This is a genomic window from Geobacillus sp. DSP4a (genome assembly GCF_013096875.1).
Lineage (GTDB): Bacteria > Bacillota > Bacilli > Bacillales > Anoxybacillaceae > Geobacillus > Geobacillus thermophilus.
This window is the reverse complement of record NZ_SDLD01000014.1, coordinates 52,419-63,897: the sequence shown is the minus strand read 5'-3', so window position 1 is coordinate 63,897 and position 11,479 is coordinate 52,419. Positions and strand designations below refer to the sequence as shown.

At 55.3% G+C, this 11,479-nt stretch carries 13 protein-coding genes and 1 pseudogene; 7 read left to right on the top strand and 7 right to left on the bottom strand.

The window, feature by feature from the left end; all coding sequences use genetic code 11:
- A pseudogene (locus ETC02_RS17675) lies at positions 1 to 127 on the bottom strand (RNA-guided endonuclease TnpB family protein); the annotation flags it as partial.
- A 341-nt stretch (positions 128 to 468) separates the two neighbouring features.
- On the opposite strand from ETC02_RS17675, the gene ETC02_RS07010 reads away from it, so the two are divergent.
- Positions 469 to 1,836, top strand: coding sequence for a glycoside hydrolase family 1 protein (locus tag ETC02_RS07010; RefSeq protein WP_063210906.1), 1,368 nt, complete (start codon positions 469 to 471; stop codon positions 1,834 to 1,836).
- Between the two features lie 107 nt (positions 1,837 to 1,943).
- Here the strand turns inward: ETC02_RS07010 and ETC02_RS07005 are convergent, their stop codons facing one another.
- Together ETC02_RS07005 and zwf are read right to left on the bottom strand one after the other, a co-directional pair.
- The gene (locus ETC02_RS07005; protein WP_063210904.1) at positions 1,944 to 2,561 is read right to left on the bottom strand and encodes a cyclase family protein; all 618 of its coding nucleotides are present in this window, start codon (positions 2,559 to 2,561) and stop codon (positions 1,944 to 1,946) included.
- Between the two features lie 73 nt (positions 2,562 to 2,634).
- A complete protein-coding gene (gene zwf, locus ETC02_RS07000) occupies positions 2,635 to 4,128 on the bottom strand; it encodes a glucose-6-phosphate dehydrogenase (RefSeq protein ID WP_050367511.1) in 1,494 nt (497 codons plus the stop codon).
- A 229-nt stretch (positions 4,129 to 4,357) separates the two neighbouring features.
- Between zwf and rnz the strand changes: the two genes are divergently transcribed.
- Complete coding sequence (rnz, locus tag ETC02_RS06995) at positions 4,358 to 5,281, top strand: ribonuclease Z (RefSeq protein ID WP_171698150.1); 924 nt, start codon at positions 4,358 to 4,360, stop codon at positions 5,279 to 5,281.
- On the opposite strand, the gene namA is transcribed toward rnz, so the two are convergent.
- Both namA and proI read right to left on the bottom strand, forming a co-directional pair.
- A complete protein-coding gene (namA, locus tag ETC02_RS06990) occupies positions 5,278 to 6,300 on the bottom strand; it encodes an NADPH dehydrogenase NamA (RefSeq protein WP_050367509.1) in 1,023 nt (340 codons plus the stop codon). The two genes, rnz and namA, sit on opposite strands and share 4 nt — an antisense overlap.
- A 324-nt stretch (positions 6,301 to 6,624) precedes the next feature.
- The gene (gene proI / locus ETC02_RS06985; protein ID WP_050368690.1) at positions 6,625 to 7,464 is read right to left on the bottom strand and encodes a pyrroline-5-carboxylate reductase ProI; all 840 of its coding nucleotides are present in this window, start codon (positions 7,462 to 7,464) and stop codon (positions 6,625 to 6,627) included.
- 529 nt (positions 7,465 to 7,993) lie between these two features.
- Here proI and ETC02_RS06980 point away from each other — a divergent pair.
- A complete protein-coding gene (locus ETC02_RS06980) occupies positions 7,994 to 8,965 on the top strand; it encodes an MBL fold metallo-hydrolase (protein WP_050368689.1) in 972 nt (323 codons plus the stop codon).
- Entirely contained in the window at positions 8,956 to 9,744 is a 789-nt protein-coding gene (locus tag ETC02_RS06975; protein WP_033016479.1) for an SDR family NAD(P)-dependent oxidoreductase, read from the top strand. The genes ETC02_RS06980 and ETC02_RS06975 overlap by 10 nt, the downstream gene beginning before the upstream one ends.
- A 126-nt stretch (positions 9,745 to 9,870) precedes the next feature.
- Here the strand turns inward: ETC02_RS06975 and ETC02_RS06970 are convergent, their stop codons facing one another.
- Both ETC02_RS06970 and ETC02_RS06965 read right to left on the bottom strand, forming a co-directional pair.
- Positions 9,871 to 10,068, bottom strand: a complete 198-nt coding sequence (locus ETC02_RS06970; RefSeq protein WP_050367508.1) for a YqzH family protein — start codon at positions 10,066 to 10,068, stop codon at positions 9,871 to 9,873.
- A 15-nt stretch (positions 10,069 to 10,083) separates the two neighbouring features.
- Positions 10,084 to 10,302, bottom strand: a complete 219-nt coding sequence (locus tag ETC02_RS06965; protein WP_047818654.1) for a CDGSH iron-sulfur domain-containing protein — start codon at positions 10,300 to 10,302, stop codon at positions 10,084 to 10,086.
- Between the two features lie 84 nt (positions 10,303 to 10,386).
- On the opposite strand from ETC02_RS06965, the gene ETC02_RS06960 reads away from it, so the two are divergent.
- The 3 genes from ETC02_RS06960 (at position 10,387) to ETC02_RS06950 (ending at position 11,471) form a co-directional block, all read left to right on the top strand.
- A complete protein-coding gene (locus tag ETC02_RS06960) occupies positions 10,387 to 10,731 on the top strand; it encodes an iron-sulfur cluster biosynthesis family protein (RefSeq protein WP_033009049.1) in 345 nt (114 codons plus the stop codon).
- Positions 10,721 to 10,960: a YqkC family protein gene (locus ETC02_RS06955; protein WP_033009050.1), complete on the top strand. Its 240-nt coding sequence runs from the start codon at positions 10,721 to 10,723 to the stop codon at positions 10,958 to 10,960. Before ETC02_RS06960 ends, ETC02_RS06955 begins: the two co-directional genes overlap by 11 nt.
- A gap of 271 nt (positions 10,961 to 11,231) precedes the next feature.
- Positions 11,232 to 11,471, top strand: a complete 240-nt coding sequence (locus ETC02_RS06950; protein WP_227412602.1) for a YqkE family protein — start codon at positions 11,232 to 11,234, stop codon at positions 11,469 to 11,471.
- The last annotated feature ends 8 nt before the right edge of the window (positions 11,472 to 11,479 follow it).

Here is an 11,479-nt window from a genome sequence, read left to right as displayed (position 1 = left end):
AATAGTATTGTCTGACATTGTACAATCCGACGTTGTACATGTTCTTGGCAATATGGCACAGTTCTCGAAGAGTCAAGTATTCTTCTTTGGTCAAACCATTTAGCTGTTGTTTGATACAAAAATACATGTTTTCACCTCCCATCTAACTATATGATACTATATTTTACTGAATCTATCCTATTTTCAGCAAAATATAGTTAAGGCGATTCATCTCCCACTTACTCCGCTTCGCTTCGTTGAAGTGGGAGTCTTCTCGCCTAATTAAGATAAAATTGCCATTGCTGGGAGCGTTGGTGCTTCTCCAAAGCGCATGAAACAGTTTTCACAACGTCTAGACGGGCTCGTACCTCCGCCCGTCTAGTTTTATAAAGAAGCAAATATGTCATAATGAGGATGATGCCCAAAGGTGAATTTTCCAAGGCGTTCAATCACTGAAACACGTCTGTTCACAGATAGGAGGGTCTTTCCATGTCACAACAGCGTAAATCGATCATCCCCGACAACTTTTTATGGGGCGGAGCGGTGACGTCGTTTCAGACGGAAGGGGCGTGGAACGAAGGCGGCAAAGGGCTGTCGATCGTGGATGCGCGCCCGATTCCAAAAGGGCATTCCGACTGGAAAGTGGCGGTCGATTTTTACCATCGCTACAAAGAAGACATCGCGTTGTTCAAGGAGCTCGGCTTTACCGCCTACCGGACGAGCATCGCTTGGACGCGCATTTTTCCGGACGGGGAAGGGGAGCCGAATGAGGCGGGGTTGGCGTTTTATGACGCTGTGTTTGATGAATTGAGGGCGAACGGCATCGAGCCGGTCATTACGCTGTACCATTTCGACTTGCCGCTGGCTTTGGCGAGAAAATACAACGGCTTCGCATCAAGGAAAGTCGTCGACTTGTTTGAGCGGTACGCGCGCACCGTATTTGCGCGTTACCGCGGGAAAGTGAACTATTGGCTGACGTTCAACGAACAAAATTTAGTGCTCGAACAGCCGCATTTATGGGGGGCGATTGGGCCGGAAGACGAAGACCCGGAAGCGTTTGCCTACCGCGTCTGTCATAACGTGTTTATCGCCCACGCGAAAGCCGTGAAGGCGCTGCGCGAAATCGCTCCCGAGGCGAAGATCGGCGGGATGGTGACGTATTTGACAACGTATCCGGCGACATGCCGGCCGGAAGACGCTTTGGCGAACGTGCAGGCGAAAGAGCTGTTCATTGATTTCTTCTTTGATGTGTTCGCCCGCGGCGCCTATCCGCGTTATGTGACCAACCGGCTTGAGAAAAAAGGAATCTGCCTGCCGCTCGAAGCGGGGGATGAGGAGTTGCTCCGTTCGCAGACGGTCGACTTTTTGTCGTTCAGCTACTATCAAAGCCAAATCGTCCGCCATCAGGAACAGGATGAGCGGATCATCAAAGGGCTTGAACCGAACCCGCACTTGCCAAAGACGAAATGGGGCTGGGCGATCGATCCGATCGGGTTGCGGATTGCCTTAAAAGACGTGTATGCCCGTTACGAAATGCCGATTTTCATCACCGAAAACGGCATCGGGCTTGAGGAGGAGCTGAATGAGGACGGCACGGTCGAAGATGATGAGCGGATCGACTATTTGCGCCGCCATATCGAACAAATGAAGATGGCCATGGAAGAAGGGGTCGAGGTGATCGGCTATTTGATGTGGGGGGCGACGGATCTATTAAGCTCGCAAGGGGAGATGCGCAAGCGCTACGGCGTCATTTTCGTCAACCGCGACGACGAGAACTTGCGCGATTTGAAGCGCTATAAGAAAAAAAGCTTCTACTGGTTCCAGCGCGTCATTCGCACGAACGGGGAAGAGCTGTAAACAGAGGCGGGGAAGCCCCCGCCATTTTACCAGTCTTTAGGGCGGCCATGGCGAATATTCAATTTGACATGATCAAACAGCCGGTCCCATCGGGGGACCGGCTGTTTTTACGGCTCGCGGTCAATCAGCAAGACGCGCGCCGGGGCGGCATCGGTGCCGACGAGTTTGAGCGGGGCGGCGACCATGAAATAGCGGCCTTCGGGGACGTCTTTCAGCCGCAGCCCTTCGATGATGATGACGCCGGCCGAAAAGAGCGTTTTATGGGTCGGGTGGCCTTCTTGCGCTCGCTCAATGCCAAGGGCGTCGATGCCGACGCCGCGGATTTGTTTGTCGGCCAAATAACGAGCCGCGTCTTCGGCGACGAAAATAAACTCAAAGTTAAATGCATCATCAAAGGAGTTTTTCGTTTTAAACAGAACGAAGTCCCCTTCTTGAATGTCAAGATGCGCGATGTCGTCTTTCGTGATCCGGTCGTTGACATCGGTTAAATCGAACAGCTTGCACGGGCCGACGAGGTCGTCCAATGGAATCGTTTCAAACGTCGCCCCGCCTTCGACCATATGGAGGGGCGCGTCAATGTGCGTGCCGGTGTGCACGTCCATGTCAATGCGCGATTCGGTCACATAACCGTTGGTGATCGTTGTGCGTTTCGGCTGTTTTTCCGGTTTGTTTTTATACACGGGCATGCCCTCGTAAATCGGGGCCGTGACGTCATACACCTTCATCGTTCATTCGCTCCTTTGCATGAGAGATAACGCTCGCTTGTCCAAAAGGGCGGCGGGCGCAAACGATTCGCGGTTATGGCCGCGGATGCGCGATCGGCCACCAGTGGAAGCCGTCTTGTTTGAGCAGCTCGTCCGCGGCCGCCGGGCCCATGGAGCCAGCCGCGTAGTTCGGAAAGTCGGAAGCTTTTGTGTTCGCCCACACCTCAGAAATTGGGTCGACAAACTGCCATGACGCTGCTACCTCATCCCAATGGGTGAAGTTTGTCGCGTCGCCGCGCATGCAGTCGTACAGCAGCTTTTCGTACGCTTCCGGCGTGTTGATCCCATCGATGCAGTTGTTGCAATAGTCGAGTTGAAATGGAGCTGTTATGGTCGTCGATTCCCCGGTTTTTTTGCCGTTTAAATGAAGGGTGATCCCTTCGTCCGGCTGGATGTGGATGACGAGCAAGTTCGGGGCGATCGTCTCATTCGTCCGGTAATACAAGTTCATCGGTACATCTTTAAATTGGACGACGATTTTCGTCGATTTTTCCGCCATCCGTTTGCCGGTGCGAATGTAAAACGGCACGCCAGCCCAACGGAAGTTGTCGATCAGGAGTTTTCCAGCGACGAACGTTTCCGTGTTCGAGTCCGGATCGACGTTCGGCTCCTCGCGATACGCCGGCACGTGTTTGCCGTGGATGGCTCCGCGTCCGTATTGGCCGCGCACGAAATAGCGGTCGACTTCATCGTGCGCAATCGGGCGCAAGGCGCGCAACACTTTCACTTTTTCATGGCGGATGTCATCAGTTGTTAGTTTGATCGGCGGTTCCATCGCCAACAGAGCGACCATTTGCAGCATATGGTTTTGCACCATGTCGCGCAGCGCCCCGGAATGGTCGTAGTAGCGGCCGCGGTCTTCGACGCCGAGCGTTTCGCTCGATGTGATTTGAATGTTGGCGATGAACCGGTTGTTCCAAAGCGGCTCGAAAATGGCGTTTGAAAAGCGGATGACCTCGATGTTTTGCACCATTTCTTTGCCGAGGTAATGGTCGATCCGGTAAATTTCCCGCTCGGAAAAGACGCGGCGAATCTCGTCATTCAGCTTCTCGGCGCTCGCCAAGTCATGCCCGAACGGCTTTTCGATGACGAGCCGCTTAAAGCCGTGCGTTTCCGTCAATCCTTCCGACTGCAAGCGGGACGTGACGGTGCCGAAAAATTCCGGCGCCATCGCCAAATAAAAGATGCGGTTGCCTTCGGTCTTGTATGTGCCGTCGAGCTGTTCGAGGAGCGACTTTAAGCGCTGATACGACTCGGCTTCCGTCACGTCGAACGGATGGTAATAGAAATGGGAGGTGAATCGGCCGTCGGCGAGCTTTTGGTGAAACGCCGTTTCGACCGAGTCGCGCACATAGTTCCGGAACTCGTCGGCCGACAACGGGCGGCGCGCGACGCCGACGACAGCGAATTGCTCGTTCAAATGCCCTTTTTCATACAGGCGGTAAAGGGACGGAAACAGTTTCCGTTTCGCCAAATCTCCCGTCGCTCCGAAAATGACGATGATCGATTTCGGATTCATGTTGTCCACCGTATGTACCTCGCTTTAACCAAATTTGTCTCTTCAATGAAACCATTGTAGAGGTTTGCCGGTCGGAACGCAAACACTTTGTTGCGTTTAGGCGGCAAAGCATTTTATGTTCATAAAAGAGCCGGGCGCCAACCCGGCGTTTTTGAGCGCAAAAGAAAGTTGAAAAGCCGTTTTGACATTGGTACGCTAACAACAGGCAATGTTGAGCGAGAAAAAGGAGTGAAGCGCGTTGGAACTGTTGTTTTTAGGCACGGGTGCCGGCGTGCCGGCCAAAGAGCGCAACGTATCGTCCGTCGCTTTGCAGCTGCTTGACGAGCGCGGGGCGACATGGCTGTTTGACTGCGGCGAAGCGACGCAGCATCAAATTTTGCATACCGCCATTCGCCCGCGCCGCATTGAGCATATTTTTATTACGCACTTGCATGGCGACCATTTGTTTGGATTGCCTGGACTGCTAGGCAGCCGTTCGTTTCAAAGCGGCGAGACGCCGCTTACGGTCTTCGGCCCAAAAGGCATTCGCGCGTTTGTCGAAACGGCCCTTGCCGTCAGCGGGACAAAGCTCCGCTATGAACTGAACATTGTGGAGATCGATGAGGGCGTCATTTTTGACGATGAACGGTTTTCCGTCATCGCCAAACGGCTCGATCACGGCATGCCGTCATACGGTTTCCGCGTCGTGGAAAAAGATTTGCCCGGCCCGCTCTTGGTCGATCGATTGCAAGCACTCGGCGTCCGCCCCGGCCCGATTTATCAAGAAATTAAGCAAGGAAAAACGGTCGTGCTGGATGACGGCACGGTCATCGACGGGCGTGAGTTTGTCGGGCCGCCGCAAAAAGGGCGGATCGTCGCGGTGCTCGGCGACACCCGTTTTTGCGAAGCGGCGATTGAACTCGCCCGCGATGCCGATGTCGCCGTCCACGAGGCGACGTTTGCCGCGGCGGAACAGCGGCTGGCCCATGACTATTTCCATTCCACGACCACAGATGCAGCCGAGGTGGCGAGGCGGGCCGGAGCGAAGCGGCTTATTTTGACCCATATCAGCTCTCGCTATCAAGGCGAGGCGGCGCTGCAGCTCGTCGCCGAGGCGCGGAAGGTGTTTCCGAACACCGATCTTGCCGCTGATTTCGCCTCGTTTTCGATCCCGCGCGGTTAAAACCGCCAGCCGCGCTCATATTGGACGGGTGCGTCGATTTTGACGCCGAGCTCCTGCGCTGCGGCGTATGGCCAGTATGGGTTGCGCAGCAGCTCGCGCCCCAAAAAGACGAGGTCGGCGCGGCCGTTATGCACAATTTCTTCCGCCTGCCAGCCGGATGTAATGAGCCCGACGGCGCCGGTCGGGATGTCTGCTTCACGGCGGATCAGTTCGGCAAACGGCACTTGATAGCCCGGATAGACGTCAATGCGCGCCGGAACGACGGCGCCGGAACTGACGTCAACAAGGTCGACGCCTTGCTCTTTCATCCGTTTGGCGTATGGAACATAGTCTTTCGCTGTCAGTCCTTCCGGGTGATAGTCGGACGCTGAGATGCGCACAAACAGCGGCCCGTCCCATACCTCGCGGACAGCGTCAATCACGTCGCCCAAGAAACGGTAACGGTTTTCCGGAGAGCCGCCGTACTCGTCTTGGCGCCGGTTGGAGAGCGGCGATAAAAATTCGTTAATGAGGTAGCCGTGGGCGGCATGGATTTCAATGACGTCAAAGCCGGCTTCTTTTGCCCTCCGCGCCCCGTTTTGGAACGCCTGCACCGTTTCTTCGATGTCGGCTTTCGTCATTTCTTTTGGCGTCGGCGACGAATCATCAAACGGGATGGCTGACGGAGCGATGATCTCTCCCGGCACTTGCGATTTTCTTCCGGCGTGGGCAAGCTGGATGCCGATGGCCGCCCCATGCTCTTTCACAAGCCCAACGAGTTCGCGAAGCCCGGCGATATGGTCATCGCTCCAAATGCCTAAGTCGCGTTCAGAAATGCGACCTTGCGGCGTCACGCCGGTCGCTTCAACGATAATCAAGCCGACTTGGCCGACAGCGCGAGCCGGGTAGTGGATTTTATGCCACGTGCGTACGGCGCCGTCTTTCGTGTCGCACGAATACATGCACATCGGCGACATGACAATTCGGTTTTTCAGCGTCAGCCCGCGGATTGTATACGGCGAAAACAGCATCGTGTTCATGACAAGCAGCTCCTTTCTAGGCCAATGAGTGGTTCATGACTGATGATAGCACGCTGCCTGTCAAAAACAAAGTGAAACGGACTGTTTTGCCTGAGCCGGACGGTGGAAAAGCCGCGGCCCTGTTAACATGGTCTGTTTTGGGTAAAGATGGGCTTATGCGGTTGTGTCATGTGCGAAATTCGAGTTTCCGTTATGCGAAACCAAAAAAATCTTCCATAACCGGATGAAAAGGTTCGTTTGTTTCCTTGTTCATTGCGCCCGGTTTTGCCGAAACTTCCCCGCCCATCCGCCGTGCAGGGGCGGCGCGCTCCGGAGGTCCGCTCTTTACGCTTCGGCGATGGCAGCGAGAAGAGCGCTGCCGAGCTCTTCGGAGCGGGCCGTCGCCCGGCGGATGCAGGCGATGACCGCTTCTTGGAACCGGTATTGCTCAAGCACGCCAATGCCGGCTTCGGTCGTGCCGCCTGGACTTGTCACTTCGCGGCGCAAGACGGATGGATGTTTGTCGGACGCTTTTAGCATCTCGGCTGCGCCGATGATCGTTTGCAAAATGAGCCGTTTGGCGACATCTCGCTCAAGGCCGATGTCGGCCGCCGCTTTTTCCATCGCTTCGACCAAGTAATACACATACGCCGGACCGCTCCCGGACAGGCCGGTGACCGCATGCAAGTCGCGCTCCGGCACAACAGCGACGATGCCGACCGTTTCAAACAGCTGTTTGGCGACCTCAAGATGTTCTTTCGCGGCGAAGCGGCCGCCGGCGATGGCGGTCGCTGATAAGCCGACGGCGGCGGATGTGTTTGGCATGGCGCGCACGACAGGGATGTTGCGTCCAGCGAGCCGTTCGATCGTCTCGGTCGTGATGCCCGCGAGCAGTGAAAGAATGAGCTGATGGGCGCGGAGGGTCGGTGCGATGGCGTTCATCGCTTCGACGACGTCTTTCGGCTTCATCGCCAAAATGACGATATCCGCTTGTTTGACGGCTTCTTGCGCGCAACCCGCCGTGCAAACACCGTATTGGCGCGCCAGCTCCTCGAGCCGAGCGCGGTTTTGTCGGTTGGCGACGACAATGTGCGCCGGATGGCAAAACGCTTTCGTCATGCCGGCGATGAGCGATTCCGCCATCGAGCCGGCGCCGATGAGCGCGATCGTTCGTTCGTTGTTCATCATTCCACTCCTCCTTGCCTTGATGTATCCATCCAAAAGAAAAAGGTTTCCCGTCCTGCAAAAGGACGGAAAACCTTCGTTTCCGCGGTACCACCTTTTTTGGCCCGATTTGGCCCAAGCGCCAAACAGGCCCGACTCTGCCCCGATAACGCCGGGGAGGCGTTTAGGTTGGCCTAACAGCTCCTAGGGTAGGTTCAACCGCAAAGAGGGCCGCAAAGCCTTCCAGCCGCGGGCTTCGCTCTCTGGTGCCGTTTGCGGTTTACTGGCCCTGTTCATCGCCGGTTTGCCGTATCCGTGATGTTATTAGTCATTATGCCGCGGGACAGGCGCTGTTGTCAAGAGAGGAGACCGAATTTTTTTGCAATTTCGTCGTGCGGAAGAAAAAGGCATGACAAATGGATGAAATCCATGACAAATGGATGAAATCGATGTAAACTGTAAAATAAAATATAATGAATAACTATTCATTTTGACTGATGAAACGGTTCGAACGGGATGGTTCATGAACTTTGGGAAAGAAGGGAACGCAATGAACGAAGAACGAGTGTATCGGATCACGGTGCCGACGCCGTTTCCGGTCGGTGATGTGCATATGTACGTGATCGCCGGCGATCGGTTGACACTGGTCGATGCCGGAGTGAAAACAGAGCAGGCATGGCAGCTGTTTGTGAAGCAGCTTGGCGAGGTCGGTTATGCGCCAGAGGATATTGAACAAATCGTCATTACTCACCATCATCCGGATCATGTCGGCTTGCTTGATTATGTTCCGCATGCGCCGATCATCGGCCATCCGAAAGCGGATCCGTTTTTGCGCCGCGAACGTTCGTTTATGGAGCGGTACGTCCAATTTTTTCAGGAATTTTTTACGGAATGCGGCGTCGACCGCCGTTTGTTCAGTCAGCTGTCCAAAGAAGGCGGATCGCTTCGCTACGCAAGCCGACGCGGGCTTGACATCATGGTGACGGAAGGGGACGCGGTGCCGGGGATGCCCGGGTGGCAGGTCATCGAAACGCCGGGGCATGCGCAAAGCCATATCGCCCTCTACCGCGAGGCGGACGGATTGCTGATCGGCGGCGATCATTTGCTTGTTCATATTTCCCCGAATCCAATGATGGAGCCGCCGGCGGAAGGGGAGACGGGACGGCCGAAACCGTTGTTGCAGTACAACGAGTCGCTGCAAAAAATGCTGCAATACGATATCGTTCGCTCGCTAAACGGCCATGGCGACGATGCGACCGATATTCCGGCGCTCGTTCGCGAGCGGCTGGGTAAGCAGCGCCAGCGCGCCGAGCGGGTGCTCGAAATGGTGAAAGAACGCCCGCATACGGTGTTTGACGTTTGTCAAAAGCTGTTTCCCACCGCTTACGAACGCCAGCTCATGCTGACGATGTCAGAGACGATCGGCCAGCTTGATTATTTGGAAGAAAACGGGTATGTACAAAAAAGACACGAAGACGGCCATTATGTGTACGAAGCGGCGGGGGTGTCGGTGTGCGGCTGAAGGGGCGCCATGTCGTCATTACCGGAGCGTCGGGAGGAATTGGCGAGCAAATCGCCTATGAAGCGGCGCGCCAAGGGGCGGTGCCGGTGCTCTTGGCGCGCAGTGAAGAAAGGCTGAAAGAAGCGAGCGCGCGGATCGAAGCGCAAACCGGTATTCGCGCCCCGTATGCATCGCTTGATGTCAGCGACCGCGGCATGATCGAGGCGGTTGTTTCCCAGCTCATTGCGGATCTTGGCGCGATCGATGTGTTGGTCAACAACGCCGGGTTTGGCGTCTTTCGCTATGTCGAGGACATCGACTTGGATGAAATGGAGAGGATGTTTGCCGTCAACGTCTTCGGCCTCATCGCCTGTACGAAGGCGGTGTATTCGCATATGAAAGAGAGAGGAAGCGGTCATATTATCAACATTGCGTCGCAAGCCGGCAAAATCGCGACGCCGAAGTCGAGCGTCTATTCCGCGACGAAACATGCCGTCATCGGCTTTACTGACAGCCTTCGCCTCGAGGCGGGGCGCTTTGGCATTTTTGTCACGGCCGTCAATCCGGGGCCGGTGGAGACGAACTTTTTTTCAACCGCTGATGAATCGGGAGAGTATGTGCGCAACGTGTCGCGTTGGATGCTGCGCCCGGAGGCGGTGGCGAAGCGTGTGGTCGACGTGATGATGACGCCGACGCGCGAAGTGAACATGCCGCGCTGGATGGATCTCGGCAGCCGGCTGTATCGCCTTGCGCCGAGTTTGGTGGAAAAGGTGGCGAAAGGGGCGTTTTTCCAAAAGTAAGCGAGGGTGTCCCAAATATAAGGGGCACCCTTTCTGATCATCGTCTAGACGCGCGAAACGCCTTTCCTCTTCTTGAAGAAAGATGGCCTTTGGGGCCAACCCCGTGTTCGTTTGACACGAGCCGGGTCAAGCGCTGGTGATGAACCGGTAGACGGCGTCATGGACAAGTTCATACATGTCCGCGTTTGGCTGCCTCTCTTTGGCGGCGGCAATGCGGGTGCAAAGCTCGCGCCAGTCGTCTTCGCCAAGCGGCATCATGTCATCATCATAGCCATAATGCCGCAGGCAGTTGCGCACTTGTTTTTGCAGCCATCGTTCGTCCATCGGCTTCTCACCGCCTTATTGTTTATCCGTTTCCGGCAAAGGGGCGCGGACAACGGATTGGAAGCGGCCTTTATGTGAACCGTCGCAAAACGGTTTGTTGTTCGACAGCCCACAACGGCAGAGCGAAAACGTTTGTTTGGTCACAAACGGCTTTCCTTCTCCATCGAGCAGTTCCACATCGCCGGTGACGCGCAGCGAACCGTTGTCATTCACTTTGATTTGCACGTTTGCCATCGCTTGTTCCTCCTTTGCTTTGACAGTTTCGCGTGTTGGCAGGTAAAATGAAAAAGAAAATCAATAAGGAAAAAGGAGTCAGGCATGAGTGTATCGATCACGTTTACGGATGCAGCCAAACGGGCGCTTGCCTCTATTGTAGCGCAATCCGAGCGGCAGTTAAAGCTGGCGTTTGACACGGACGGCTGCGGCTGTTTGGTCGACGGCGTGCCGGCGCTATGGCTTGTCGACAAGGCCGATGACGATGATTTGGCCGTCGAAACGAATTTCGTGCCGGTGCTCGTGGAACGGTCGCGGCTCATCTTTTTTGATGAAGCGATGACGATTGACGTCAAGCCGGGAACAACCGTTTTTCAGCTCAAAAGCCTAGGGCAAACGTTGAATGGTCATATGCCGCTTGTTGAGGTGAAATCCGGCGATGAACGGTAAGTTAGAGCAGCTCGCAAAGACGGCGAAGCAAAAAACATGGGTGTCGTTCACCCATGAAAACGATCCGTACAGCTTGCTTCATTGGTCGGTCGCCGGCCCGTATCATGAGGCGAAAGACGTCTGGCTGCTGCAAAACGAAATGACGTTTGAAACGAAAGAGTTTCCGACGCTGGAGGCGGCCATTGCTTGGCTTGGCGAGCATATGCCGCACATCACCGAAGTGTTGTAAAGGGGACGCCCTGAAAGCCGATTTGGGCTGCAGGGCGCCCCTTTTGATAAAAGCTGCATCGTCCATGTTGTGGTTATTGAGGACTGTTTTGCCGCTTGGTCGGGTGGGTTGCTTTTTCCAATTCTTCTTTTGCGATCACCGGCTTGACCGTATCAGCGGACGGTTTCCCTTTTTGGGCGCGGTTTTTCGCCATCCATCATCTCTCCTTTTCTTTGTCGTGTAGTTGTATCGTTTGACAAATGAACGATTGTTATGCAAGGGGGCGGACATGATGAAGAAGATCGGGCGAAAAAAAGAGCAAGGGACGGAGGCTTTGACGATCGCCGACCGGCTTGGCGCCGCGGTGGAAGCGAAGCTGCTTGAGAAAAAGCGCGCACTTGCCGAGGAAGAAGCGCGGAGGCGGGCGGCAGAGGAAGCGCGGCGCCGCGAGGAAGCGCGCCGCCGTGAGGAACAGAAATCGTTTGCCGAGCTGCTTGAGGAAAGCGAGCTAGACTGGCGGAAATTTAAGTAGCGGAGGGG

Excerpts from the sequence above, each read along its gene's own strand:
- ETC02_RS07010 (WP_063210906.1), top strand. The coding sequence starts at position 469 with ATGTCACAACAGCGTAAATCGATCATCCCCGACAACTTTTTATGGGGC.
- ETC02_RS07005 (WP_063210904.1), bottom strand. The coding sequence starts at position 2,561 with ATGAAGGTGTATGACGTCACGGCCCCGATTTACGAGGGCATGCCCGTG.
- namA (WP_050367509.1), bottom strand. The coding sequence starts at position 6,300 with ATGAACACGATGCTGTTTTCGCCGTATACAATCCGCGGGCTGACGCTG.
- proI (WP_050368690.1), bottom strand. The coding sequence starts at position 7,464 with ATGAACAACGAACGAACGATCGCGCTCATCGGCGCCGGCTCGATGGCG.
- ETC02_RS06980 (WP_050368689.1), top strand. The coding sequence starts at position 7,994 with ATGAACGAAGAACGAGTGTATCGGATCACGGTGCCGACGCCGTTTCCG.
- ETC02_RS06970 (WP_050367508.1), bottom strand. The coding sequence starts at position 10,068 with ATGGACGAACGATGGCTGCAAAAACAAGTGCGCAACTGCCTGCGGCAT.
- ETC02_RS06965 (WP_047818654.1), bottom strand. The coding sequence starts at position 10,302 with ATGGCAAACGTGCAAATCAAAGTGAATGACAACGGTTCGCTGCGCGTC.
- ETC02_RS06960 (WP_033009049.1), top strand. The coding sequence starts at position 10,387 with ATGAGTGTATCGATCACGTTTACGGATGCAGCCAAACGGGCGCTTGCC.
- ETC02_RS06955 (WP_033009050.1), top strand. The coding sequence starts at position 10,721 with ATGAACGGTAAGTTAGAGCAGCTCGCAAAGACGGCGAAGCAAAAAACA.
- ETC02_RS06950 (WP_227412602.1), top strand. The coding sequence starts at position 11,232 with ATGAAGAAGATCGGGCGAAAAAAAGAGCAAGGGACGGAGGCTTTGACG.